The organism is Sinorhizobium sp. CCBAU 05631, assembly GCF_002288505.1.
Lineage (GTDB): Bacteria > Pseudomonadota > Alphaproteobacteria > Rhizobiales > Rhizobiaceae > Sinorhizobium > Sinorhizobium fredii_C.
Genome location: NZ_CP023063.1, coordinates 3,574,630 through 3,600,992, shown reverse-complemented (window position 1 = coordinate 3,600,992; position 26,363 = coordinate 3,574,630). Strand labels below are relative to the sequence as shown.

General features: G+C 65.1%; 20 protein-coding genes. 4 read left to right on the top strand and 16 right to left on the bottom strand.

The features are described 5' to 3' along the window. Positions 1-33: 33 nt before the first annotated feature. Positions 34-2,097, top strand: a complete 2,064-nt coding sequence (locus SS05631_RS17490; protein WP_037418349.1) for a M3 family metallopeptidase — start codon at positions 34-36, stop codon at positions 2,095-2,097. 220 nt (positions 2,098-2,317) lie between these two features. On the opposite strand, the gene SS05631_RS17485 is transcribed toward SS05631_RS17490, so the two are convergent. The 8 genes from SS05631_RS17485 to SS05631_RS17445 all read right to left on the bottom strand — a co-directional run bounded on the left by SS05631_RS17485 (position 2,318) and on the right by SS05631_RS17445 (position 12,293). Beyond that, entirely contained in the window at positions 2,318-3,589 is a 1,272-nt protein-coding gene (locus SS05631_RS17485; protein ID WP_095678024.1) for a glycerate kinase, read from the bottom strand. A gap of 325 nt (positions 3,590-3,914) precedes the next feature. Then, on the bottom strand, positions 3,915-5,570 hold the full coding sequence (locus SS05631_RS17475) for a GMC family oxidoreductase N-terminal domain-containing protein (RefSeq protein WP_037418326.1): 1,656 nt from the start codon (positions 5,568-5,570) through the stop codon (positions 3,915-3,917). Positions 5,571-5,658: 88 nt separating this feature from the next. Continuing rightward, positions 5,659-6,432: a 3-ketoacyl-ACP reductase gene (locus tag SS05631_RS17470; protein ID WP_095678022.1), complete on the bottom strand. Its 774-nt coding sequence runs from the start codon at positions 6,430-6,432 to the stop codon at positions 5,659-5,661. After that, positions 6,429-7,949, bottom strand: a complete 1,521-nt coding sequence (locus tag SS05631_RS17465) for a GMC family oxidoreductase (RefSeq protein WP_037418321.1) — start codon at positions 7,947-7,949, stop codon at positions 6,429-6,431. The genes SS05631_RS17470 and SS05631_RS17465 overlap by 4 nt, the downstream gene beginning before the upstream one ends. Beyond that, positions 7,946-9,058, bottom strand: a complete 1,113-nt coding sequence (locus tag SS05631_RS17460; protein WP_037418319.1) for an ABC transporter ATP-binding protein — start codon at positions 9,056-9,058, stop codon at positions 7,946-7,948. The genes SS05631_RS17465 and SS05631_RS17460 overlap by 4 nt, the downstream gene beginning before the upstream one ends. Before the next feature lie 4 nt (positions 9,059-9,062). After that, positions 9,063-9,944, bottom strand: coding sequence for a carbohydrate ABC transporter permease (locus tag SS05631_RS17455; RefSeq protein ID WP_037418316.1), 882 nt, complete (start codon positions 9,942-9,944; stop codon positions 9,063-9,065). Next, positions 9,944-10,822, bottom strand: coding sequence for a sugar ABC transporter permease (locus tag SS05631_RS17450; RefSeq protein WP_037418313.1), 879 nt, complete (start codon positions 10,820-10,822; stop codon positions 9,944-9,946). The genes SS05631_RS17455 and SS05631_RS17450 overlap by 1 nt, the downstream gene beginning before the upstream one ends. Positions 10,823-11,060: 238 nt before the next feature. Next, a complete protein-coding gene (locus tag SS05631_RS17445) occupies positions 11,061-12,293 on the bottom strand; it encodes an ABC transporter substrate-binding protein (RefSeq protein ID WP_234819771.1) in 1,233 nt (410 codons plus the stop codon). Between the two features lie 343 nt (positions 12,294-12,636). Here SS05631_RS17445 and SS05631_RS17440 point away from each other — a divergent pair, with 343 nt between their 5' ends. Continuing rightward, positions 12,637-13,713 carry a LacI family transcriptional regulator gene (locus SS05631_RS17440; RefSeq protein ID WP_037418307.1) on the top strand — a complete coding sequence of 359 codons (1,077 nt, stop codon included), beginning with the start codon at positions 12,637-12,639 and terminating at the stop codon, positions 13,711-13,713. 107 nt (positions 13,714-13,820) lie between these two features. On the opposite strand, the gene SS05631_RS17435 is transcribed toward SS05631_RS17440, so the two are convergent. From SS05631_RS17435 to SS05631_RS17415, 5 genes are read right to left on the bottom strand one after another with little or no spacing between them, the layout of a single operon-like run. Then, entirely contained in the window at positions 13,821-15,329 is a 1,509-nt protein-coding gene (locus SS05631_RS17435) for an aldehyde dehydrogenase family protein (protein WP_037418304.1), read from the bottom strand. Continuing rightward, positions 15,329-16,108, bottom strand: a complete 780-nt coding sequence (locus SS05631_RS17430) for an enoyl-CoA hydratase/isomerase family protein (RefSeq protein WP_037418301.1) — start codon at positions 16,106-16,108, stop codon at positions 15,329-15,331. Before SS05631_RS17430 ends, SS05631_RS17435 begins: the two co-directional genes overlap by 1 nt. Next, positions 16,101-17,720: an acyl CoA:acetate/3-ketoacid CoA transferase gene (locus SS05631_RS17425; protein WP_037418298.1), complete on the bottom strand. Its 1,620-nt coding sequence runs from the start codon at positions 17,718-17,720 to the stop codon at positions 16,101-16,103. The genes SS05631_RS17430 and SS05631_RS17425 overlap by 8 nt, the downstream gene beginning before the upstream one ends. After that, a complete protein-coding gene (locus SS05631_RS17420) occupies positions 17,720-18,721 on the bottom strand; it encodes a Gfo/Idh/MocA family oxidoreductase (RefSeq protein WP_037418295.1) in 1,002 nt (333 codons plus the stop codon). Before SS05631_RS17420 ends, SS05631_RS17425 begins: the two co-directional genes overlap by 1 nt. Continuing rightward, on the bottom strand, positions 18,718-19,761 hold the full coding sequence (locus tag SS05631_RS17415; protein ID WP_037418292.1) for a LacI family DNA-binding transcriptional regulator: 1,044 nt from the start codon (positions 19,759-19,761) through the stop codon (positions 18,718-18,720). Before SS05631_RS17415 ends, SS05631_RS17420 begins: the two co-directional genes overlap by 4 nt. A gap of 304 nt (positions 19,762-20,065) precedes the next feature. Between SS05631_RS17415 and SS05631_RS17410 the strand changes: the two genes are divergently transcribed. Then, positions 20,066-21,238, top strand: coding sequence for a dihydrodipicolinate synthase family protein (locus SS05631_RS17410; protein ID WP_037418337.1), 1,173 nt, complete (start codon positions 20,066-20,068; stop codon positions 21,236-21,238). 51 nt (positions 21,239-21,289) lie between these two features. Here the strand turns inward: SS05631_RS17410 and SS05631_RS17405 are convergent, their stop codons facing one another. Beyond that, positions 21,290-22,627: an aspartate aminotransferase family protein gene (locus SS05631_RS17405; protein ID WP_037418289.1), complete on the bottom strand. Its 1,338-nt coding sequence runs from the start codon at positions 22,625-22,627 to the stop codon at positions 21,290-21,292. Between the two features lie 146 nt (positions 22,628-22,773). On the opposite strand from SS05631_RS17405, the gene SS05631_RS17400 reads away from it, so the two are divergent. Continuing rightward, entirely contained in the window at positions 22,774-23,322 is a 549-nt protein-coding gene (locus SS05631_RS17400; RefSeq protein ID WP_037418287.1) for a cupin domain-containing protein, read from the top strand. A gap of 221 nt (positions 23,323-23,543) precedes the next feature. Here SS05631_RS17400 and SS05631_RS17395 read toward each other — a convergent pair whose 3' ends face one another. Both SS05631_RS17395 and SS05631_RS17390 read right to left on the bottom strand, forming a co-directional pair. Continuing rightward, positions 23,544-24,776, bottom strand: a complete 1,233-nt coding sequence (locus SS05631_RS17395) for a pyridoxal phosphate-dependent aminotransferase (RefSeq protein WP_037418285.1) — start codon at positions 24,774-24,776, stop codon at positions 23,544-23,546. A 19-nt stretch (positions 24,777-24,795) separates the two neighbouring features. Then, on the bottom strand, positions 24,796-26,328 hold the full coding sequence (locus SS05631_RS17390) for an aldehyde dehydrogenase family protein (protein ID WP_037418283.1): 1,533 nt from the start codon (positions 26,326-26,328) through the stop codon (positions 24,796-24,798). Positions 26,329-26,363 lie beyond the last annotated feature (35 nt).

Sequence of the window (26,363 nt, the reverse complement as noted above, 5' to 3'; positions counted from 1 at the left end):
CGCCCGGTGCGATCCGCATGCGAAAGGAATCTCATGACCGCCGACGCTTCGCTCAATCCCGCCCTCACACACTGGACCGGCCATGAGGGCCTGCCGCGCTTCGCGGCGATAAACGACGAGGACTTCGCGCCCGCCTTCGATGCGGCCTTCGCGAGCCACGAGGCGGAGATCGAGGCGATCGCCAACAATCCCGAGCCGCCGAGCTTCGACAATACTGTCGTCGCTCTGGAGATCGCCGGCGACGAGCTGTCGCGCGTTTCGGCACTGTTCTGGACCAAGGCCGGTGCCCACACCAACGAGGTGATCCAGGCGCTGGAGCGCGACATTGCACCGAAGATGTCGCGCCACTATTCGAAGATCGGCACGAATCCGGTGCTCTTCAGCCGCATCGACACGCTGTGGGAGAAGCGGCAGGAACTCGGACTCGATCTCGAGGCGACGCGTGTTCTCGAACGGCACTGGAAGGGTTTCGTCAAGTCCGGCGCCAAGCTCGACAAGGCGGAGCAGGAGCGACTCGCGACAATCAACGAAACGCTTGCCGGCCTCGGCGCGAAATTCGGCCAGAACGTGCTGGCCGATGAGAAGAACTGGTCGCTCATGCTCACGAGCGATGAGGAACTGGCCGGGCTACCGGATTTCCTCAAGGACGCGATGGCCGAAGCGGCACGCGACCGGGGCGAGGACGGCAAGTATGCGGTGACGCTGTCGCGCTCTATCGTCGAGCCGTTCCTGACCTTCTCGGAAAACCGCGAGCTTCGCGAGCAGGCTTTCCGGGCCTGGACGGCGCGCGGCGAAAATGGCGGCGAGACCGACAATCGCGGCATCATCGCCGAGACGCTTTCGCTACGGGCGGAAAAGGCGAAGCTGCTCGGCTATCCGAACTACGCCGCACTCAAGCTCGACGACACCATGGCGAAGACGCCGGAAGCGGTGAACGGCCTGTTGCTGCGGGTCTGGGAAAAGGCGGTGGCCCGCGCCCGGGAGGAAGAGGCGGATCTTGCCAGGCTGATCGCTGCTGAAGGCCGCAATCACGACGTGATGCCCTGGGACTGGCGCCACTATGCCGAAAAGCTGAGAGCGGAAAAGTTCAGCTTCTCGGAAAGCGAGCTGAAGCCCTATCTGCAGCTTGAAAGGATTATCGGCGCCTGCTTCGACGTCGCCCATCGTCTCTTCGGCATTACGGTGACGGAAAAGAGCGGCATCGCCGCCTACCATCCGGACGTCCGCGTCTTCGAGATCCGCGACGCTTCGGGCAAGCTCGCGGCGCTCTTCCTCGGCGACTACTTCGCCCGCTCCTCCAAGCGCTCCGGCGCCTGGATGAGTTCCTTCCAGTCGCAGCACAAGCTGAAATTGAAGAACGGTGCGGTCGGCGAAATCCCGATCGTCTACAATGTCTGCAACTTCGCCAAGCCCGCCGACGGCAAGCCGGCACTGCTTTCCATCGACGACGCCCGCACCCTCTTCCACGAGTTCGGCCACGCGCTGCACGGCATGCTGTCGAACGTCACCTACCCCTCGGTGTCTGGCACCGGCGTTTCGCGCGACTTCGTCGAACTGCCGTCACAGCTTTACGAGCATTGGCTGACGGTGCCGGAGATTCTTAGGAAATACGCCGTGCACTACCGCACCGGCGAACCGATGCCGCACGCCCTCCTCGACAAGGTGCTGGCGGCGCGGACCTTCAATTCCGGCTTTGCGACCGTCGAGTTCACCGCGTCGGCGCTCGTCGACATGGCCTATCATACGGCGGAAAACATCGGCGATCCGATGGCGCTCGAGGCGGCGACGCTCGAAAGGATCGATCTGCCGGCATCGATCGTCATGCGGCATCGCAGCCCGCATTTCCTACATGTCTTCTCCGGAGACGGCTACTCGGCCGGCTACTATTCCTACATGTGGTCGGAGGTGCTCGACGCCGACGCCTTCGCCGCCTTCGAGGAGACGGGCGACCCCTTCGATCCGGCAATGGCGGCCAAGCTCAAGGGCCACATCTATTCCGTCGGCGGGGCGATCGATCCGGAAGACGCCTACAGGGCCTTTCGCGGCAAGCTGCCGAGCCCGGATGCGATGCTGGCGAAGAAGGGGCTTGCGGCATAGGTGTTCCCCGACGCCTTTCGTGCCTCCTGGCTCGCCCCTCCCCAACCCCTCCCCCTCCCCACAGGTGGGAGGGGCTTTGGCGCCCGCTGCGGCCGATTGCCATTTTCCAACGTAGCATCTGCCGTACCGTAAAGAGGATCGCAGAGGCCGCGGCAACTTAAGCCCACCTGTGGGGAGGGGCTGGGGAGGGGCCATGTTGCCCCCGCCGTGGTCATTCACATCAGCGAATCAAGATCGCCCGGAAATCATTGACATTGGTGCCGGTAGGACCCGGCGCGAAGAGGTCGCCGCTGGCGGCGAAGGCCGACCAGGCGTCGTGGCGGGCGAGATGGGCGCGGGGATCCGCGCCTGCCGCCCGCATGCGGCCGACACTCGTCCCGTCGGCAAAGGCGCCGGCATTGTCTTCAGAACCATCGATGCCGTCCGTGTCTGCGGCGAGCGCATCGATCCCCGCGACGCCATCTATGTCGAGCGCCAGCGACAAGAGGAACTCGCTGTTGCGGCCGCCCTTGCCGTAGTCCTTGCCGGAAATCGTCACCGTCGTCTCGCCACCGGAAAGCAGCACGACGGGTTTGGCGAAAGGTCGGGCGCGCAACGCCACTTCGCGGGCGAGTGCGGCATGCATGCGGCCGATATCGCGCGCCTCGCCCTCGATCGCATCCGACAGGATCATCGCCTCGATGCCGCTCTGCCGCGCCCGCGCCGCCGCAGCTTCCAGCGACACGCTCGCCGAAGCGATCACATGGACCTCGTTGCCGGCAAAGGCAGGATCGTCGGGGCTCGGTGCGCGCGCCGCATCCGAGCGAAGATGTGCGACGACCCGCTCCGGCAGCGCCATGGCGTAGCGCGCGACGATCTCGCGTGCCTCTTCCAGGCTCGACCGGTCCGGCACGGTCGGCCCGGAGGCGACGAAGGCGGGATTGTCACCCGGGACGTCCGATACGACCAGACTGACGACGCGTGCCGGTGAGGCGGCGAGGGCCAGGCGCCCACCCTTGACCCGCGACACGTGCTTGCGCACCACGTTCATCGCCGAGATCGGTGCCCCGGAAGCAAGCAGCGCCCGGTTAACGGCAATCTCGTCCTCGAGCGTCAGCCCATTCGGCGGCGCCGGCAGCAGCGCGGAGCCGCCGCCGGAGACAAGCGCAATCACCAGGTCGTCGGCGGTCAGTCCCTCGACCCGTTCGAGGAGTCCCGCGGAGGCGATGAGCCCCGCCTCGTCCGGCACGGGATGGGCCGATTGCAGCACCTTGATGCGGGCGCAATTTTCGATCGGCCCATGGCGAGCGACCACCACCCCTTCGAACGGGCCGTCCCAGAGCCGCTCAAAGGCGGCGGCCATTTGGCTTGCCGCCTTGCCGGCACCGATCACGATCGTTCGCCCCTTCGGCCGCTTCGGCAGATGGGCGCGAATGGCGGCTTCAGGGTCGGCCGCCACGACGGCAGCCTCGAAGACGGAGGTCAGAAAGGAGCGCGGCTCGATCGATGCCATGAATCAGTCCGGGATCTCGAGGTCAAAGACGAACACACCTTGGACGCCGCCCTCCGCCGTCGCAATGATTTTTGCGCCGATTCTGCGATGATCTGCGCCGTCGCGAATCGGTGACGGCTCGGCGATTGCCCCTCTCCTCGGGTTTGACCCGAGGACTAGCCCGCTCCCCGCGCGCGGGGAGAGCGGACAAAGAGGGCGCGGCATACCCCTTCTCCCCGCAAGCGGGGAGAAGGTCGCGGAAGCGGGATGAGGGGCAAACGTCGGCCTTGCTTACCTCGGGGCGAAGGCGGATCAAAACGCAGTGGCGGATCATGCTTGCCTCGCGTCAGCGAATTGCCGCGCGAGCCCGCGGCCGCGTGTCGTTGCGCTCGTGCTCGAACACGGCCGGCGGCAGCGGCGGCAGGCCGCGGATGATGTCGGCCCCCTTCTCGCCCATCATGATCGTCGGCCCGTTGGTGTTGCACGACGGCACCCGCGGCATCACCGAACTGTCGCAGACCCGCAGACCCTCTAGGCCGCGCACCTTCAGCTCCAGATCGACCACAGCCGCCGCATCCGTGCCCATCTTGCAGGTGCCGACCGGATGATGATCGGTCTTGGCATTGGCGCAGCCATAGTCGAAGAGCTGCTCGTCCGTCTTGATATCCTTACCCGGCAAACGTTCGGCGAGCACGAAGGGTTCGAGGGCCGGCTGCTGCATGATCTCGCGGGCGATCTGCAGGCCTTCGAGCGACATCTTGCGGTCATGCGGATCCTCCCAGTAGTTGGGGTCGATCAGCGGCGCGGCCGCCGGATCGGCCGAGGAAAGGCGAACCGTGCCGCGCGAGCGCGGATGCAGATAGGCGGAGTTGAGCGTGACGCCGGCGTTCTTCAGCCGCGCCACGCCCGCCTCGATGCCCGAGCCGAGGCCGAGATGGAATTGGATATCCGGCGAGCGGGCATTCGGATCGGCATACCAGAAGCCGCCGGTCTCGAAGAGCGACGAGGCGACCGGACCCGAGCGGAAAAGCACATATTGAAGGCCCGCCCAGAGCGTGCGGTGCAGCTTGGCGACATTGTCATAGGTGTGGTCGCCGGTGCATTCGGCAATCACGAAGAGGTCGAGGTGGTCCTGCAGATTGCCGCCGACGCCGGGCAAGTCATGCCGAACCTCGACGCCGATCGAGCGCAGGTGGTCGGCCGGGCCGATGCCGGACTGCAAGAGCAGCTTCGGCGAGCCGATGGCGCCGGAGGAGACCAGCACCTCCCGTTCGGCGCGGACCGCCTCGCTGCCCTTGGCGGTCACCACTTCGACGCCGACGGCGCGGCTTCCTTCGAGCACGATGCGGGCGACGCGGGCACCGGTGCGCACCGTCAGGTTCTTGCGATCCTTGATCGGCGAGAGATAGGCGAGCGACGCGGAGGAGCGCCGGCGGTTGCGCTGGGTCAGCTGATAAAAGCCGACGCCCGCCTGCTGCTTGCCGTTGAAATCGTGATTGTAGGGAATACCGAGCTCCTGGCCGGCGCGGATATAGGCGTCGCAGATCGGCAGGGACGAGACCGGCATCGAGACACCGAGCGGCCCGCCATAGGAATGGTAGTCGTCGGCGAAGCGCTGATTGTCCTCGGCGCGCTTGAAATAGGGAAGCACGCTGCGATAGTCCCAGCCGGCGCAGCCGTCCTCGCTCGCCCAGAGATCGTAATCGACGGCATTGCCGCGGGTGTAGAGCTGCGCATTGATCGACGAACCGCCGCCGATCACCTTCGCCTGCGTATAGCGCAGCACCCTGCCCTTCATGTGCTTCTGCGGCACCGTGTGCCAGCCCCAGCTCGCCACGCCCTTGGTCATCTTGGCAAAGCCGGCCGGCATGTGGAACAGCGGGTTCCAGTCGCCGCCGCCGGCCTCCAGCAGCAGCACCTTGACTGTCGGATCCTCGCTCAGACGGTTGGCAAGCACGCAGCCGGCCGGGCCGGCACCGGTGATGATATAGTCAAAGGTCATTCTCCGTTCCTCCACCGCCCTATTGGAACGTTCCAAATACAAGGCGTGATAAATCTGACGGCGCCTCCGGCGAGGCGGTCCTTTTGTCTTAAAGTCGACTGATCGACAGGCCCCCGTCGGCCTGGATGACCGAGCCGGTGGCGAAGGCGAACTTGCCGCTGGCTAGCCCGGAGACGATATTGCCGATATCGTCGGGCTCGCCCCAACGCTTGACCGGTACCAGCCCGCCGCCGATCAGCGCATCGTATTTGCCGGAGACGGCGGCGGTCATGTCGGAGCGGATGATCCCCGGGCGCACCTCGAAAACCGCGATGCCAGTCTCGGCGAGCCGCAGCGCCAGGCCTTGGCTGAAGGCGGCAAGGCCCGCCTTGCTCATGCAGTAGTCGAGCCGCTCCGGCGAGGTCATCGCCGCGGAGACCGAGGTGATGTTGATGATCGAACGTGGCGCGCCCGCCTCGACCGCAAGCATGGCCTTCAAAACGGCTTGGGTAAAAAAGACCGTGCCGCGCAGGTTGATCCCGACGATCGTGTCGAAATTCTCCGGCTTCAGGTCGAGGAAATCGCCGCGCACCACGGAGGCGATGCCGGCATTATTCACAAGGCAGTCGATCCTGCCGAAGGCGGTGATCACCGCGTCGACGGTTGTCTGGTGACCGGAAAGATCCGCAATGTCGGCCCGGAGGAAGATGGCGCGTGCCCTGAGCGCCTCAAGTTCGGCGATGACCGGCGCCACGCCGTCCGCGTCACCGATGCCGGTAATCGCGATATCGAAACCACCGGCCGCAAGAGCCCGGGCGATGCCGAGGCCGATGCCGCGGCGGCCGCCGGTGACGATCGCGACGGGGCGAGCCTTGTCCGTCATGACCGGAGATCCTCCCTAACGATATGATCGGCGACGCGCAGCGCCTGGGCCGCGACCGTCAGGGCCGGATTGACGGCGGCGGAGGTCGGCAGGAAGCCTGCATCGACGACGAAGAGGTTCGGATGGTCGAAGGCGCGGCAATGGACGTCGAGCGGCGCCTGTGCCGGGTCATTGCCGATCCGCACCGTTCCGCACTGGTGCGACGGCGTCCGCTTGTCGAAGGCGCGCGCCAACACCACCGGAAAGCCTGCCTGCTTCAGCACCGCCTTCAGCTTGGCGACGAGCTTCAGATGCGCATGCCAGTTGGTGCGTACCCATTGGAGCAGGATGCGGTCTCCGTCGACCATGATGCGGCTTTCGGGCGACGGCAGATCCTCGCTCATGGCGTAGAAGTCGATGGCGCGGGAAGAAACCTGGCCGAGCAGCCATTCGGGCATCGACCGCATGTTGGCCTTCAGGATCGCGCCGGAGACGCGGCCGAGGAGCTGGATATTGCCGAGCGGCGGCCCACCCTCGCCATCGGAAAGATAGAAATCGTTGAGGCCGAAGGTCTTCTGGTAGACGGAATCGTTGCGATACCAAGGGCTGAGCGCGATCACCGCGCTCGAATTGTGGTTCATGAAATTGCGGCCGACCTGGTCGGAGCGGTTGGCGAGGCCGGCCGGGTTGCGGTCGTCCGCCGAGCGCAGCAGCAGAACGGCCGATTGCACGGCGCCGGCGGAGAGAATGACGAGCTTCGGCGAGAGACTGTGTTCCACACCGTCTTTGACATAGTGCACGGAAGCAATCGCCTTGCCGTCTGGCGCCGTCGTCAGCAGCGTAACCCGCGAACCGGTCTGCAGGCGGACATTCGGATATTCGAGCGCCGCCGTCAGCGCCGCCGTCTCGGCGTCCATCTTGCCGTCGAAACTGTTCGGATGTGCGTCCCAGGGCGTCTTGCCCTTGGCGAGCCAGCGGTCGATATCGATGCCGAGCGGCAGCGAATAGGGATGCAGGCCGTTTTCGCGCAGCCGCTTGCGCACCTTGGCGATCGCCGGCTCGTCCGGCACCGGCGCATGCGGATAGTCGTTCGAATGCGCCGGTTCGGTCGGGTCCTCGCCGAGGCGTCCGCGCACCTGGTAGAGCGCTTCCGCCCTGGCGTACCAGGGTTCGAGCTCCTCATAGGAAAAGGGCCAGGCGGGCGAGACGCCGTCGAGATGCCGCATCTCCTCGAAATCCTCGCGGCGGTAGCGTGTGAGCACCGCCCCGTAGAATTTCGAGTTGCCGCCGACATTGTAGTAGTTGCCGGGGTTGAAGCCGGCGCCGCCCGCCTCGTACCAGGTCTCCTTCGGCCGGAAATGTCCGCGCTGGAAGATCGCCCGCTGGTCGCGATTGACCGGCAGGTCCTCGATGTGGTGGCCGGCCTCGAGGATGAGGATTTCGGCGCCCGAAGCGGCAAGTCCCGCGGCCACCGTGGCGCCGCCGACACCCGAACCGATGATGACGATATCCGGCTGGCTCTGCATGCTCTGGCTCATGCGATCCGCATCTGGCTCTCGGGGTCGAAGAACACCGCCTTGTCGAGATTGAAGGCGAGCCGCGACGTCTGGCCGGGGGCGATGCGGGCGTCTGCCCTGAGCCGCGCGACGATTTCCTTGCCCCCGAGACGGGTCACCGCGAAGGTATCGGAACCCGCGGGTTCGACCACCTCGATCAGGCAGTCGCCCTCGGCGACGAACTTCGCATTGCGGTCGGCGCCGTCCGGATCGGTCAGTGCCTCAGGACGGATGCCGAAGACCACGTCACGGCCAGCATAGGCGGAGAGCGCACCGTCATGCGGCACGGCGAGCTTCAGCGGCTCGGCATTCGGCCGCTCCAGCGTGACCGCGACGTTCTCCCCGGCCGCTTCGATCCGCGCCTTCAGCAGGTTCATCGCCGGCGATCCCATGAAATCGGCGACGAACATATTGGCCGGGTTGTTGTAGATCTCGGCCGGCGTTCCGAACTGCTGCAGCACGCCGTCCTTCAACACGGCGATCTTGGTGGCGAGCGTCATCGCCTCGATCTGGTCATGCGTCACATAGACGATCGTCGTCTTCATGCGGTGGTGCAGGCGCTTGATTTCCGTCCGCATGTCGACGCGCAGCTTCGCGTCGAGGTTCGACAGCGGCTCGTCGAAGAGGAAGAGTTTCGGGTCGCGCACCAGGGCACGGCCCATGGCGACGCGCTGGCGCTGGCCGCCGGAAAGCTGGCCGGGCTTGCGCTCGAGCAGATGGCCGATCTGCAGCATGTCGGCGACCTGCTTGATCGCCTTGTCGCGCTCCTCCTTCGGCACGCCGCGGATTTCCATGCCGAAGGCGATGTTCCCGGCGACCGTCATGTTCGGATAGAGCGCATAGGACTGGAACACCATGGCGATGTCGCGCTTCGACGGGTGCAGCCCCGAAACCGAGCGACCATCGATGGCGATGTCGCCCGAGGTGATCGGCTCCAAGCCGGCGATCGTGTTGAGCAATGTCGACTTGCCGCAGCCGGACGGGCCGACGAGCACGAGAAAGCCGCCCTGTTCGATCTCGATGTTGATGTCCTTCAGGATCTCCAGTGAGCCGTAGGATTTGCGCAGGTTGCTGATTTTCAAGAATGACATGGGCTTATCCTTTCACGGCGCCGGACATCAGCCCGCGAACGAAGTAGCGGCCGGACACGATATAGACGATGAGCGTTGGCAGGGCGGCGAGGATCGCACCGGCGAAGTGGACGTTGTATTCCTTGACCCCCGTCGACGAGCTCACCAGGTTATTGAGCGCCACCGTCATCGGCGTCGAATAGGGGCCGGAGAACGAGGCACCGAACAGGAAGTCGTTCCAGATATTGGTGAACTGCCAGATGACCGAGACGACGATGATCGGCCCGGAGGACGGCAGCATGATCCGCCGGAAGATCTGGAAGAAGCTCGCTCCGTCGATCTGCGCGGCACGCACCAGCTCGGTCGGGAAGGCCTCGTAATAGTTGCGGAAATAGAGTGTCGTGAAGCCGATGCCGTAGACGACGTGGACGAGGATCAGCCCCCAGATCGACCCGGCAATGCCCAGAATGCCGAGAATGCGTGCCATCGGGATCAGCACGATCTGGAACGGGATGAAGCAGGACAAGAGCAGCATGCCGAAGAAGACGTTCGCGCCCGGGAACCGCCACTTGGTCAGTACATAGCCGTTGAGCGCGCCGATTATCGTCGAGATCGCGACGGCCGGCACGACCATTAGGATCGAGTTGATGAAGAAGGGCCGAAGGCCGGTCGGCTGCACGCCGATCTGCGCCGTCGACCAGGCCGAAAGCCAGGGCTCGATCGTCCAGGTCTGCGGCAGGTTAAGCATGCCGCCCTGGCGAATTTCATCGAGCGGTTTTAGCGAGTTGACCAGCATCACGTAGAGCGGCAGCAGCGAGTAGAGCGCGAAGAGGATCAGCGCCAGGTAGATCAGCGCCCGGGTCAGGCGGTTGTGCGAGATGACGTTCTCGGGACTGGGAGCGCCCATCAGCGTTTTCCTCCCCGGATTTCGGAATAGAGATAGGGAACGATGATCGAGAAGATCATCACCAGCATGATGATCGCCGACGAGGCGCCGATCGCCATCTGGTTGCGCGTGAAGGTGTAGGAATACATGAAGGTCGCCGGAAGCTCCGTCGCCTGCCCCGGCCCGCCGCCGGTCAAGGCGATGATCAGGTCGTAGGCCTTGATGGCGAGATGGGCGAGAACGACGAAAGCCGAGAGGAAGACCGGCCGCATCAGCGGTATGATGATCCGCCGGTAGATGGTCGGCGTCGTCGCCCCGTCGATCTGGGCGGCCTTGATGATCTCGTTGTCGACGCCGCGCAAGCCCGCCAGGAACATCGCCATGATGAAGCCGGTTGACTGCCAGACGGCGGCGATGACGACGCAATAGATCGCGTAGTTGCGGTCCTTGATCCAGTTGAAGGAGAAGCTCTCCCAGCCCCACAGATGCATGGTGTTCTCAAGCCCGATGCCGGGGTCGAGGAACCACTTCCAGGCGGTGCCGGTGACGATGAAGGAGAGCGCCATCGGATAGAGATAGATCGGCCGGAGAAACCCTTCGGCGCGGATCTTCTGGTCGAGCAGGATCGCCAGCGCCAAGCCGAGCACCGAGCAGATGACGATATAGAGCGTCGCGAAGATCGCCAGATTGCTGACCGCCCGCCACCAGTGCGGCAGCGCCCAGAGCCGGCTGAAATTCGTGAGCCCGACGAAATTGTAGGACGGGAGCATCTTGCTGTCCGTCAGCGACAGGAAGCCCGTATAGACGATGAAGCCGTAGACGAACACCAGAACTATGAGAAAGCTGGGGGCGAGCACGAGCTTCGGCAGAAGCTCCTGCAGCCGGGTGCGGCTATCCATGTTTGTTACCACCGTATCGTTTCTTTTTTGCCCCTCATCCGCCTGCCGGCACCTTCTCCCCGCACGCGGGGAGAAGGGATATGCCGCGGCGCCTCCGCCCCCTCCCTCCCGGGAAAGGGGACAGCTCAGCCCTCAGGAGATGAAAGGCACGCCGAGCTCGCTGTTTGTCCCTTCTCCCCGCAGGCGGGGAGAAGGTCGCGGCAGCGGGATGAGGGGCAAGCCCCTCCCCGCACCACCCTTACTTCGCAGCCTCGACCGCCGCGGCGAGTTCCTTCACCGCCTCTTCGGAGCTGAGCTCGCCGTTGAACTGGCGGGTCACCACGTCGTAGATGGCGTTCTTGACGGCGGCCGGGTTGGCGTGGCCATGCGCCATGGAGCCCATGAGCGTGCCGTTGGCATTGGCTTCGGCAAGGTCCTTGATGCCCTTCTTGCCGCAGGCGTCGAAGTCGGTATCCGGAACGTCGGTGCGGGCCGGAACCGATCCCTTGACGACGTTGAAGGCCGACTGGAAGGTCGGGCTTTCGATCGCCGAGGCCATCTGCAGCTGCGCCGGGACCTTGTCGTCCGAGACCTTGAACATCGCGAACTGGTCGGAGTTGAAGGTGACCGAGCCTTGCGTTCCCGGGAAGCGCATGCAGACGAAATCGGTGCCCGGCACCTTCTTCGCCTTCAGGAATTCGCCCTTCGCCCAGTCGCCCATGAACTGCAGGCCGGCCTTGTTCTCGATGACCATCGCCGAGGCGAGGTTCCAGTCGCGGCCGGAGAAGTTGTCGTCGACATAGGATCTGAGCTTCGTCATCCGATCGAAGGCTTCCTTCATCTTGTCGCCGCCGAGCGTCGCCGGATCGAGGTCGATGAAGGCCTTCTTGTAGACGTCGTTGCCGAGCGAAAGCACGACCGCGTCGAAGATCGTCGCATCCTGCCAGGGCTGGCCGCCGTGAGCGACCGGAGTGATGCCCTGCTCCTTGAACTTGTCGAGCAGCGCGATCAGCTCATCCCAGTTGGCCGGCTCCTTGCCGCCGGCCTTGTCGAGCGCCGCCTTGTTGATCCAGACCCAGTTGGTCGAATGGACGTTCACGGGAGCGGCGATCCAGTGGCCGTCATATTTGGAGAACTGCTGCAGGGCGGCGGGAACCACCTTGTCCCAGCCCTCCTTGGCGGCGATCTCGTCGAGGTTGCCGAGCGCCCCTTCCTTGGCCCAATCGAGAATGTCGAAGCCGAGCATCTGCACCGCCGTAGGCGCATTGCCCGAGGTGACGCGGGCGCGCAACACGGTCATTGCCTCGGTGCCGCCGCCGCCGGCCACCGGCATATCGGTCCAGGTGATGCCCTTGCTTTCTAGGTCCTTCTTCAGAACGTCGAGCGCCGCCGCTTCGCCACCGGACGTCCACCAGTGCAGCACCTCCACGTTCTCTGCTGCGCGCGCGGCGGTTGCCGCCAACATCAGTGCTGCAACAGCCGTCGTCGTCATCAACTTGCGCATCGTTTCCTCCCGTTTGCAAGTTACCGAAGCGGAAATCTCCTCCGCCTTGCTTGATTTGCCGCCCACTCTCAGGGGCAGCTTGGGCTTGCGGCATGCACCGCCCGCTCAATTTAAAACGTTACAAATCGCCACGAGTCAAGCGGACCCGCCGTTCGACCACTCTTCCGCCGAAACAGTCTGAGTTACCTGTGTTCTGCGGCACAACGCAGATGCTGCGGCGCAGCAGAAAATACGCGCTAGGACGGTTTAAATCGTTTGCATCATACGATTGCCTGATGGTTGGCGTCACGTTACAAATGCCGCTCTTGACCGCTTGCAGGGAAGCATTCGTTTGGCCGATCCTACGAAACCCGTTCGCCCGGAAGGAACCGTGCAAAGGCGCGGCAAGCCCACCCTGCGCACCATCGCCGACATCACCGGTCTCGCCGTCACCACGGTCTCGCGGGCGCTTGCCGATGCGCCGCAGATCTCGCTCGAGACGCGCCAGCGGGTGCGTCAGGTGGCGCTCGACATCGGCTACTCCCCGGACCGCGCCGCCCAGCGCCTGAAGACCGGGCGCACCAACGTGATCGCGGTGCTGCTCGCGCCGCACGAAGAGATCCTCGGCTACGGCACTTCGGTCATGGCCGGCATCGCCCGCGCGCTGCAGGGCACCGCCTACCACCTGATCGTCATGCCGAACTTCCTCGATGCGGCGAATATCGATGCGGTGAACTACGTTATCCGCAACGGCATGGCCGACGGGTTGATCTTCTCGCGCACCGAACCTCTCGATCCGCGCGTCAAGCTGCTTTCGGAGACCGGCTTTCCCTTCGTCACCCACGGCCGCACCGAGCTTGCCACCGCGCATCCCTTCGTCGACTACGACAATTTCACCTTCACCTATGAGGCGACGCGGCGGCTGATCGCCAAGGGCCGCCGCAAGCCGGCGCTGATCAGCGGCCCGGCCGATTTCACCTTCAGCGGCCACATCCTGCATGGTTTCATGACGGCTGTGCGCGAGACGGGCTGCGCCTACGAAATCCTCTCCGACATCGACCTCGACAGTCCGGCGGGCGCGATCCGCGACCGGATCCGCCGGCGCCAGACCGAGAAGGATCCGCCGGACGGCTTCACCTGCGGCGGCGAGGTCTGCGCCTTGGCGACGATCACCGGCATGAGCGATTGCGGCCTGAGGCTGGGGCTCGAATACGACATCGTCGCCAAGCAGACCTCGCCGCTGCTCGGGGCCATCCAGCCGCAGGTCGACACCATCTATGAGGACCTGACCGAGACCGGCGCGCATATGGGACGCATCCTGCTGCACCGCATCGGCGGCAGTACCGATATCGGCGAGCTGCAATTGCTGCTCGACCCGGAGCTTCGCTTCAAGATGCCCGCCGAAGTCCCGGGAGACGGCGCGGTCTGACTGGCGGGCGGTCGACGAGCCAAGGCACGGCATCCGCCTCCCCTGCCTCATCGTTGCTGCGAACCTAGCGAGTAATCGCATCTTCGACCTGCCTCCCGATCCCGATCTCAGCGCGGCATCCACCAGCTGGTGCGCCGGCCGATATGCATGTTGAGCGTCTTGGTTTCCGTGTAGTCTTCCACCGCATGCCGCCCGAGTTCACGCCCGAGACCCGACTGGCGGTAGCCGCCAAAGGGCAGTTCGGAGGCGCCGTCCATGAAGGTATTCATCCAGATCGTGCCGGCACGTACACGCCGCCCGATCGTCAGGCACGTGTCGAAGTCGCGGCTCCAGACGCCGGCCGAGAGCCCATAGTCGATCGAATTGGCGATGCGGATCGCCTCCTCGGTCGTCTCGAAGGTGAGGACCGAGAGGACCGGCCCGAAAACCTCCTCGCGCGCCACCGCCATTTCCGGACGGACGGACGAAAGAATGGTCGGCGCCATGAACTGGCCCATGCCGAGATCGAGCGCTGCACCGCCGTGGCTGACGGCCGCCCCCTCGCCCGCGGCGGCAGTTACATAGCCGGCGATCTTTTCCAGATGCTGCGGCGTGATGATCGCGCCGACCTGCGTCTCCGGATCGAGCGGGTCGCCGACCTTGACCTTGGCCGACAGGCTGGCGATCCGGGCCGTGACCTCCTCGGCGATGTCGCGATGCAGGATCAGCCGCGAGCCGGCATTGCAGCATTCGCCGGCATTGAAATAGGCGCCGAACACCGCCGCATCGACGAACTCGTCGAGATTGGCGTCGGGGAAGACGATCTGCGGGTTCTTGCCGCCGAGTTCGAGTGACACCTTCTTTAGGGTCTGCGCCGCATTCGCCATGGTCAGCCGCCCCACCCCGGTCGAGCCGGTGAAGGAGACCATGTCCACATCCGGATGGGTGGTGAGCGGCGCACCTGCCTCCGGCCCGGTGCCGACGATGATGTTGACAACGCCTGCCGGAACTCCTGCGGCCTCGAGAATTTCGCCGAGGACGAGGGTCGAGGCGGAGGTGAGTTCCGAAGGCTTGACCACTGACGTGCAGCCGGCGGCCAGCGCGAAGGGCAACTTCTGGCTGACGATCAGAAAGGGGAAGTTCCAGGGCGTGATGATCGAGACGACACCGATCGCCTCGCGCAGCACGACGCCGAGGGTGCCGTCGCCGAGTGTGTTGTAGCTTTCGCCGGAAAGCTCGCGGGCGAGCGCTGCGGCATAGCGCCAGATATCGGCCGCACCCGCGAGTTCACCCTTGGCCTGGCTGATCGGCTTGCCGGATTCGATCGCGTCGAGAAAGGCAAGCTCCTCGGCGCGCGCGGCAATCATGTCGGCAGCGCGGAGCAGGATCAGCGAGCGTTCGGATGCCGTCATGCGCGGCCAGGGACCGTCGTCAAAGGCGCGTCGCGCCGCGGCGATGGCGCGCTCGGCATCCACCTTGGTCGCCGCGGCATAGCGGCTGACGACGACGCCATGACCGGGCGCCACGCGCTCGATTGTCCGGTCTTCGGTGCCGGCCATCCATTGGCCGTCGATCAGCATGCGGAATTCGCGGACCGTGTAGTCGCCAAGCGGCTTCGGCCTCAGCAGAACCATCATCACCATTCTCCCTTGAAGCGCGCTTCGCGCTTTTCGCTGAAGGCCGCGACGCCTTCCCTGAGATCGCCGGTCTTGGCGACGAGGATCGAACCCAGCGTCTCGACGGCGGCACCCTTGTCCTCGCCATTCGCCGAAGCGATCATCAGCTTCGATATTTCGAGCGCCGCCGGGCCGCGGCGAGCGATCCGCCCGGCATAATCCCGCGCCGCGGCCATGACCGTACCGGTCTCGACCACGGCATCGACGAGCCCTTCGGCCCTCGCCGCCTCCGCCGAGAACATCTCGCCGCCGAGCACCATGCGCCGCACGATCTGCGCGCCGAAACGGGCAACGAGGCGCTGAGTGCCGGACCAGCCGGGCACCATGCCGAGGCTCGTTTCCGGCAGGCCGATCTTCACCTGGCTTTCGGCGATGCGGATATCCGCCGCCGCGGCCAGTTCGAGGCCGCCGCCGAGCGCATGGCCGTTTAAGGCGGCGATCACCGGCATGCGCAGCGTCGCGAGGCGCTCGAAAACCCGGTGGCCGAAGCGCACCCAGTCATGGCCGAAGGCGACGGCATCCATGCCGCCCCAGGCCTTGATGTCGCCCCCGGCGGAGAACGCCTTGCCCTCGCCCGTAAGGATCGCGGCGCGCACGTCGCGATTTGCCTCGACCGCATCGCAGGCGGAAGCGAGCGCCTTCAGCATGTCGATGTCGAAGGCATTGAGTTTTTCCGGCCGCGCGACGGTCATCGTCGCGACGGCACCGTCGATCTCGATACGGATGCGCTCGTCAGCCATCAGCACCTCCCCTGATCTCGCGCCGGCGCTTCGCCGGCAGCTTGAGCCCCAGCGGCGCCTGGTGGAAGAGCGCCGCGTCCATCACCTTCAGCCTGTCGGAAACCACCAGCGGGAATTCCGACTGGTCGAGGATATGCGCCTCAATGTCGACGCCCGGCGCAATCTCGGTGAGCAAGAGGCCCTCGGCCGTCAGCTTCATGACGCAGCGCTCGGTGACGTAGGTGATGTCCTGCCCCTGCTCGATGGCCCGGCGTCCCGAGAAGGTGACGTGCTCGACCTGATTAACGAGCTTTTTGAGCTTGCCTTCCTTCTCGATGACGAGTCGCCCGTCCGTGACGCCAACTTTCGCGCCGGCGTTGAACATGCCGGAGAAGACGATCTTCTTCGCCCGCGCGGTGATGTCGACGAAGCCACCGGCGCCGGCGGTCACATGCGGGCGGAAGCTGAGCTTCGAGACATTGACCGAGCCGCTACGGTCGATCTCCAAGAAGGAGAGCAGCGACGCGTCGAAGCCGGCGCCCTGGAAATAGGTGAACTGGTAGGGCGACGGCATGAAGGCATCGGCATTGGAGGCGCAGCCGAAGGCGAAGTCGAGCAGCGGCACACCGCCGACCGCGCCCTGTTCGATCACCCAGGTGACGGCACCATGCAGCCCCTCTTCCAAGAGGATGCGCGGCACGTTGGCCGAGATGCCGAAGCCGAGATTGACGGCGCTTCCCGCCTCGAGCTCCTGCGCGACGCGGCGGGCGATCACCTTTTGGATATTGAATTCCGGGACGCGGAAACTGTCGAGCGGCCGGAAGATCTCGCCGGAAATCGCCGGATCGTAGAGCGTCTGTGTCGTCTGCTTCTGATCCGGATCGACGACGACGTAATCGACGAGCACGCCCGGCACCCGCACGTCGTGCGGTTTGAACGAACCTTCCTTGGCGATGCGCTTCACCTGGGCGATGACGATGCCGCCATTGTTGCGGGCGGCGAGCGCCTGGTCGAGCCCGCCGAGATAGGCGCCCTCGTGCTCATAGGTGAGATTGCCGCGCTCGTCCGCGGTGGTCGCGCGGATGATCGCCACCTCTGGCGCGATCGCCTTGAAATAGAGCCAGTCCTCGCCCTCGAAGGTAATCTTCTTCACCACCGGTTCGGCGGCGGCGGCAGCATTCATGGCGCAGCCTTCGCGCGACGGATCGACGAAGGTGTCGAGACCCACCTTGGTCATCACGCCCGGGCGTTTTGCCGCCGCCTCGCGGTGCATGTCGAAGAGGATGCCGGATGGAATGTTGTAGGCCGCGACTTCATTCGCGCCGATCATCTGCCAGATCAGCGGTGGCTCGGCACTCGAGGGGCCGGAAGGATAGGAGCCGCCGATGATCGTCTTCAGCAGACCCTTCCGGGCGATGTAATCGACCCCCTTGATGCCGCTCATGTCGCCGGCGGCAATCGGATGCAGCGTCGTCAGGTCGCGCGGGTGGCCGGTCGCCTCGAAGCGCTCGCCGATCGCCTTCAGCATCAGGTCCGGGCAGCCGAGACCGCTCGAAGAGGAGACCGAAACGACGGCGCCGTCCGGGATCATTGCAGCCGCTTCTGCCGGCGAAATATGCTTGCTCATCGACATCAGAGTCCCGTTTCGATGTGGGCGGCGACGCCGGTGGCCGCGGCCTTGACGACGGCGAGGCCGGTGGCGAGCGACCAGACTCCGTCCTCGCCCGTCGCCGACGGCCGGCCGTTTCCTTCGATTGCGGCATGGAAGGCGTTGAGGGCCGTTTCGTAGAGATTGCGGTGGTCGAGCGGCAGCTCGACCTCGCCCTCTTCATTCCTCAGCGTCACGGTGCCGACCGGGCGCTGGGTCATGACGTTGCGGCCGATCAGCGAACCGTCGGTGCCGTGCACTTCGAGCCCGGTCTCGGCATATTTCGTCGTGAAGGCATCGTGGAACTGGGCGATCACGCCGGAGCGGAAGCGCAGGACCCCCATGACGCCATCCTCGAGCCCCTCCTTGCCCATGCCGGCGCTGTGGCTGATGGCCACCGCCTCGATTGGATCGTCGTCGAGAATGAAGCGCAGCGTATCGGCATCGTGCACGGTGATGTCGAGGATCACGCCGCCGCCGGCTTCCGGCTTGTCGAGCCGCCAGCCCTGGAGGTGCGGCGGCAGATAGACGGCGTGGAACACCCGTGCCGCAATCGGCCTGCCAATCCGGCCGGCGGCGATCGCCTCGCGCATCGCCCGGTGCGTGGCGGCGTTGCGCAGGTGATGGTTGGTGCCGAGCACCACGCCGGCCTCGCATGCCTTCAGCACCATCTCGCAGCCGTCGTTGAGGTTCATCGCCAGCGGCTTCTCGCACAAAACATGCTTGCCGGCGTGAATCGCCGCGAGCGCCTGGTCGTGATGAAGCTCGTTGGTCGTCGAGATATAGACGGCATCGACCTCCGGATCGCCGACCAGGTCGTCGATACCGGTGACCGCCTTCGCGATGCCGTTTTCCGCGGCATAGGCCCGGCCACGCTCCTCGCTCGAACTCAGCACCGAAACGACCTCGCCGCCGGCGGCACGGATCGCCCTGATCACCCATTCGCGCGCGATGGTGCTCGCGCCGATCAATCCCCATCGGATCATGACGATATCTCCTTCACTCTGCGTTCGACGAGGCCGCCGCAGCTCTGGCGAACGACGAGCCGCACCGGGTTGATGATCGCTTCAGGCTCGGCACGCCCGGCATTGATCTGCTTCAGCAGCAGTTCCGCCGCGCGCTCGCCCATGCCCTGCGGCTGGACGGAGACGGTGGTCAGCGCCGGCACCGCGGTCTTCGCCTCGATCACGTCGTCGAAGCCGATCACCGCGAAATCCGCTCCCGGCTCCAGCCGCCGCGCCCGCAATCCATCGCAAACGCCGAAGGCGACGGCATCGTTGAAGCAGAGTGCGGCGCTCGGCCGTTCCTTCAGCATCATCGCCTGCTCGATCGCCGTGACGCCGCCGGCCCGCGACGGTGCCGAGCCGATGATCAGTTCGTCGAGTACCGGGACGCCCGCCTCGCGAAGCGCATCGCGATAGCCGCGCATGCGCGCCTCGAAGACGGCCGTATCGGGGAAGCCCCCAAGAAATGTGATCCGCCGGTGGCCGCGCTCGATGAGATGGCGAACCGCTGCCATGGCTCCGGCCTGGTTGTCGGAGGTGAGCGACGAGACGCCGGCGCCGGCGATGTCGCGCACGACGAGGACGACGGGAATGCCGCTCGCGACGAGCGGGGCGAGGTCGGCCGCTTCCGTGCCGCGTGCCGGCGAGATGATCAGCCCGGAGACCCCATGCTCGCGCATCGAGGCGATGACCTCGCGCTGGCGCTCGATCTTCTCGCTCGTATTGGCAAGGAACTGGACGAAGCCCGCCGACTGCACCACCGCATCGACGCCGACGGCAAGCTCCGCGAAGAAGCTGTTCGTCAGGTCGTTGACGACGATGCCGATGATCTTCGACTTCGCCTGGCGCAGATTGGCGGCGCTGCGATTGTAGACATAGCCGAGATCGCGGATCGCCGCATTTACCTTGGCCCGCGTCGCCTCGTTGACGAGCGGGCTTCCCTGCAGGACGAGCGACACGGTCGACTTCGACACGCCGGCGGCGCGCGCTATGTCGACAACGGTCACCCGCTCCTTCGCCATCACCGTTCTCCCATCGGATTTCATCTGTTGCATCCTTAATAATTGGAACGTTCCAATTCCGTCAAGAGGATTCCGTTCACTTTTCTTCCGGCGTCGTGGAGATCATGGAACACCTATCATCTATAGGAACCGACTTGAAACGCGTTGCATGTCAATGCTTTTGAGTGTTCGCTGCGCAGATCGCTGCGCAGACAAGATGCCGCGCCGCCCCATCGGCGCTACGGCGTGAGGACAAAATTTCCGCCTTGCAATTTGGAACGATCTAAATTACTCGTTGCCGCAAATCTGAAGAGGATCAATGCCGATGACCAGCCTTTTGCTGCCGCGCCAGGACGGCTCGCTCGAAGAATACCGGCTCCAGGGAACCCCGATCGGCCGGCCGACTGCGGTGCCGACGTTCAACCGCATCGCCTATGCGGCCGCCCATGTCGTTTCCGATCCGCTGCGCGATGCCGATCCGTGGGGCAAGCCGGCGATCGATTGGGACGCGACGATGGCCTTCCGCCATCATCTATGGGGGCTTGGCTTCAAGATCGCCGAGGCGATGGACACGGCGCAGCGCGGCATGGGGCTTGCCTGGCCGGCCGCGCAGCAACTGATCCGCCGTTCGCTTGCCGAAGCGCGCAGCGTTGCCGGCGCCGATCTCGCCTGCGGCGCCGGCACCGATCATCTCGCTCCCGCGGACGCACGGTCGATCGAGCATGTCATTGCCGCCTATGAGGAGCAGGTCGGCTTCGTCGAAGGCGAGGGCGGCCGGGCGATCATGATGGCAAGCCGGGCGCTCGCTCGCGTGGCCCGCTCCGGGGACGACTACCGGCGCGTCTACGGCCATATCCTCGCCCAGGCGAAGGACAAGGTCGTGCTGCACTGGCTCGGCGACATGTTCGACCCGCAACTCAAAGGTTATTGGGGCTCCGAGAATTTCGAGGAGGCGCTCGAAACGGTGCTGTCGATCATCAGGGAGAACAGCGCCAAGGTCGAAGGCATCAAGATCTCGCTGCTCGACAACGCCAAGGAAGTAGCGCTGCGCAACGGCCTGCCGGAGGGCGTGCTCTGCTTCACCGGCGACGACTTCAACTATGCGGAACTGATCGAGGGCGACGGCGAAAAATACAGCCATGCGCTGCTCGGCATCTTCGACGCCGTCGCGCCCTCGGCCTCGAAGGCGCTGGCGGCGCTTGCGGGCGGCGATCTCGCCACCTTCCGCGGCGTAATCGAGCCGACAGTGCCGCTGTCCCGCAAGATCTTCGAGGCGCCCACCCAATATTACAAGGCCGGCGTCGTCTTCCTCGCCTGGCTGAACGGCCACCAGCGCCATTTCACCCTGCCGGCCGGGCTGCAGTCGGCCCGCGGGCTCTCGCACTATGCGGAGATCTTCCGCCTCGCCGACCGGGCCAATGTGCTCGACAGGCCGGAGCTGGCGGCGGCACGGATGCGCAGCCTGATGGCGGTTCTGGGGGTAGAGCAGGCGGCTTGACGTCGGCTGGCCCCTCCCTTGGAGGGGCCGTGTGCAAGCGCACCGGGGCCGTTACTTCACCCTTTTCAAGGCATCGCCGAGGATCGAGACGATCTCGCCGAATTGCTGCTTCTCGACAATCAGCGGCGGCGAGAAGGCGATGATGTCGCCGGTGACGCGGATCAACAGACCCTTTTCGAAGCAATCGACGAAGACGTCATAGGCGCGGGCGCCGGGCGCGCCGTCGCGGGATTTGAGTTCGATGCCGGCGATCAGGCCGATGGTGCGGATGTCGATGACATGCGGCAGGTCCTTCAGCGAATGCATCGCCTCGTGCCAGTCCTCCTGCAGTCCGGCGGCGCGGGTCATCAGGCCCTCGTCGCGATAGATGTCGAGGGTGGCGATGCCGGCGGCGCAGGCGGCCGGATGGCCGGAATAGGTGTAGCCGTGGAAGAGCTCGATCTGGCTTTCCGGCCCCTGCATCAGCGCGTCGTGCACCTTGCGGCTGGCAAAGACCGCGCCCATCGGGATTGCGCCGTTGGTCAGCCCCTTGGCGGTGGTGACGAGGTCCGGCGTGACGCCGAAATAGTCGATCGCGAAGGCGGCGCCGAGGCGGCCGAAGCCCGTGATCACCTCGTCGAAGATCAACAGGATGCCGTGCTTGTCGCAGATGGCGCGGAGCCGCTCGAGATAGCCCTTCGGCGGGATCAGCACGCCGGTCGAGCCGGCGACGGGCTCGACGATGCAGGCGGCGATCGTTTCGGCGCCGTGCAGGGCCACCAGCCTTTCGAGATCGTCGGCGAGCTCCGCCCCATATTCCGGCTGGCCCTTGACGAAGGCGTTCTTCGCAAGATCATGGGTGTGGCGGAGATGATCGGAACCGGGAAGCTGCGGGAAGACGCGGCGATTGTTGAGGATGCCGCCGACCGAGATGCCGCCGAAGCCGACGCCGTGATAGCCGCGCTCGCGGCCGATCAGACGCGTGCGGGTGCCCTGGCCGATCGAGCGCTGATAGGCGAGCGCGATCTTCAGCGCCGTGTCGACCGATTCCGAGCCCGAGCCGGTGAAGAACACCCGGTCGAGCTTGGCGCCGGCCGGGCCCGGCGCAATTTCGGCCAGCCGCTGGGCGAAGTCGAAGGCGATCGGATGGCCCATCTGGAAGGACGGGGCGAAGTCCATGGTCGAAAGCTGCCGCTCGACGGCGGCGGCGATCTGCCGGCGGCCGTGGCCGGCATTGACGCACCAGAGGCCGGCGGTGCCGTCGAGAATCCTGCGTCCGTCGACGCTGGTGTAATGCATGCCCTCGGCCGAGGCGAGCAGGCGCGGCGCCGCCTTGAACTGGCGATTGGCGGTAAAGGGCATCCAGTAGCTGTCGAGAACCGGTGTGTTGGGCTTATTGTGGGCGTCCATGGCATCCTCCTATCAGGTGCGGGATTGACGCCACGATTTCGATTGCCAAACAAGTCTTTTTCTTCAGTCAACTAAGCTATTGAATTTCATGGGTAGCTTTTGATAGAGTTTCGATATTCCGAACAACGTCAACACCGAAATCTGCCATGAACGTCGATATCGGCAGCCGCCTGCGGTATGTGCGGCTGATGCACAATCTCTCCCAGCGGGAACTGGCCAAGCGGGCGGGCGTCACCAACTCGACCATTTCGCTGATCGAAGCGAACGCCTCGAACCCGTCGGTCGGTGCGCTGAAGCGGATTCTCGACGGCATTCCGATCGGGCTTGCCGAATTCTTCTCCTTCGAGCCGGAAAAGCCGCGCAAGGCCTTCTACGCGGCCGAGGAGCTGGTGGAGATCGGCAAGGGGCCGATCTCCTATCGCCAGATCGGCGACAACCTCTTCGGCCGCAGCCTGCAGATCCTGAAGGAGTGCTATCAGCCCGGGGCAGACACCGGCAAGGTGCCGCTGGTGCATGAGGGCGAGGAGGGCGGGATCGTGCTTTCCGGCCGCCTTGAGGTGACCGTCGACGATGAGCGCCGCATCCTTGGGCCGGGCGACGCCTATTATTTCGAAAGCCGGCGCCCGCACCGCTTCCGCTGCGTAGGGCCGGTGCCCTGCGAGGTGATCAGCGCCTGCACGCCGCCGACGTTTTGAGGGCAAAGAAGGCCGCGGCGACGACAGCGCGAGAATGCCCCTCCCCAACCCCTCCCCACAGGTGGGAGGGGCTTTGGTGCGCGTGGCGCCCGGGCTGCCATTTTCCCAAGCTCGACCCTGCTGCAACGATGCAAGAGAGGCGAAGTGAGTGCGGCGGGTTAAGCCCCTCCCACCTGTGGGGAGGGGTCGGGGAGGGGTCTTACGACCCGTACTCACCAGACTTAAGAAAGCCGCGCACAGGCCGCGGCAATGCGGGTGAGCGCCTCCTTCAGCTCCGCTTCCGAGGTCGCGTAGGAGATGCGGAAGAAGGGCGAGAGGCCGAAGGCCGAGCCGGGGACCACGGCGACGTGGGCGTCGTCGAGCAGATAGGCGCAGAAATCCGCATCGGTGTCGATCCGCTTACCGGAGGGCGTCACCCGGCCGAGCATGCCGGCGCAGCCGGCGAAGGTGTAGAAGGCGCCTTCCGGCACGCGGCAATCGAGGCCGTCGATGGCGTTCAGACCGCTGACGACGAGATCGCGGCGGCGCTGAAAGCTCGCGGTGCGTTCCTTCAGGAAATCCTGTGGTCCGGTCAGCGCCGCAACGGAGGCTGCCTGGCTCACGGAGGACGGGCAGGAGGTCGCCTGGCTCTGGACGACGGCCATCGCCTTGATGAGGGCGCGCGGGCCGCCGGCATAGCCGATCCGCCAGCCGGTCATGGCATAGGCCTTTGACACCCCGTTGACGGTCAGGGTGCGGTCTTTCAGCCGAGGTTCGAGTTGGGCGGGGGTGACGAAGCGGAAGCCGTCATAGACGATGTGCTCGTACATGTCGTCGACGAGCAGCCAGACATGCGGATGCTGCAGCAGAACGTCGAGCAGCGGCCGGTAGTCGGCTGCGCTGTAGGCGGCACCGGACGGGTTCGAAGGCGAGTTGAGCAGTACCCAGCGGGTCTTCGGCGTGATCGCCGCTTCGAGCTTTTCCGCTGTCAGGCGGAAACCGGACGATTGATCGCAGGCGATCAATACCGGCTTACCCTCGCAGATCTGCACGATGTCCGAATAGGAGGTCCAGTAGGGCGTCGGGATGATCACCTCGTCGCCGGGGTTGATCGACGCCATCATGGCGTTGAAGAGGATCTGCTTGGCGCCGGTGGCGACGGTGATCTCGTCCAACTCGTAGGCGATGCCGTTCTCGCGCTGGAGCTTTTCGCTGATCGCCTTCTTCAATTGCGCCGAGCCGTCGAGCGCCGTGTACTTCGTCTCGCCACGCCGGATCGCTTCCCAGGCGGCCTGCTTGACGTGGTCGGGCGTGTCGAAATCCGGCTCGCCGGCGCCGAGGATGATCACCGGCTTGCCGTCGCGCTTCATGGCGCTGGCGCGCGCGCCGATCTTCAGGATTTCCGAGACGCCGATCGTGGCGATCCGTGAGGCGGGCTGAAAACCCGCCTCCTTGACCGTTGCATTGATGGTCATGACCGATCCTGTGCGATGATTATTCGATGTCGAACGACACGCCCTGCGCCAGCGGCAGAGCCTTCGAATAGTTCACCGTGTTGGTGGCGCGGCGCATATAGGCCTTCCAAGCGTCGGAGCCGGATTCGCGGCCGCCGCCGGTCTCCTTCTCTCCGCCAAAGGCGCCGCCGATCTCCGCACCGGACGTGCCGATATTGACGTTGGCTATGCCGCAGTCGGAGCCGTCGGCCGCGAGGAAGCGTTCGGATTCCTGCATATCGCGGGTGAAGATCGACGACGAGAGGCCTGCCGCGACCGCATTGTGATCGGCGATCGCCGCGTCGAAGTCGCTGTACTTCATGACATAGAGGATCGGCGCGAACGTCTCTTCGAGCACGGGGCCTGCCTGCTTCGGCATTTCGACGAGCGCCGGTTTGACGTAGTAGCCGTTGTCGTAGCCGAGCTCGACGCGTTCGCCGCCGGTTACCGCGCCGCCCTCCGCCTTGGCCGCGGCAATCGCCTTCTGCATGTTGTCGAAGGCGGCCTTATCGACGAGCGGTCCGACCAGCGCGGCCGATTCCAGCGGGTTGCCGACGGAGACCGACTGATAGGCCTTCTTTAGCCGCGGCACGAGCTGGTCGTAGACGCTTTCATGGACGAACAGACGGCGGAGCGTCGTGCAGCGTTGGCCGGCGGTGCCCATGGCGCCGAAGGCGATGGCGCGCAGCGCCATATCGAGATCGGCGGAGGGGCAGACGATGCCGGCATTGTTACCGCCGAGCTCGAGGATCGAGCGGGCGAAGCGCTTGGCAAGCCGCGGACCGACCTCACGACCCATGCGGGTAGAGCCGGTTGCCGAGACGAGCGGAACCTTCGGATGGTCGACGAGCACTTCGCCGATCGTGCGGTCGCCGATCAGCACCTCGGAGAGGCCGTCAGGCGCATCGCCGAAGCGGGCGAGGGCGCGTTCGAGGATAGCCTGCGATGCAAGGGCGGTCAGCGGCGTCTTTTCAGACGGCTTCCAGACGACGGCATTGCCGCAGACGAGCGCCAGTGCCGCATTCCACGACCAGACGGCGACCGGGAAGTTGAAGGCCGAGATGATGCCGACGACGCCGAGCGGGTGCCAGGTTTCCATCATGCGGTGGCCCGGACGCTCGGTGGCGATCGTCAGGCCGTAGAGCTGACGGGAAAGGCCGACGGCGAAATCGCAGATGTCGATCATTTCCTGGATTTCGCCGAGACCTTCCGACGGGATCTTGCCGGCTTCGAGCGAGACGAGGCGGCCGAGGTCGGCCTTGAAGGCGCGCAACTCCTCGCCGAGCAGACGGACGAGCTCGCCGCGCTTCGGCGCCGGCACCAGCCGCCAGGCGCGGAAGGCCTCATCGGCTTTCTCGATCTTCCTGGCGGCTTCGGCGGCCGAAACGGTCCTGAGGCTGGCGATCTGCTCGCCGGTGACGGGGCTGTAGGAGGGCATGTCACCGCCCGTATAGAGCTCCTTGGCGACACCCATCTTGTCGAGGAGGGCGGCTGCCTCCTTTGCGACATCGATCTTCTTCGCTGCAATGTTCATCTGTCTAACTCCCGTGTTTTCCTTGTTGGCGCGGG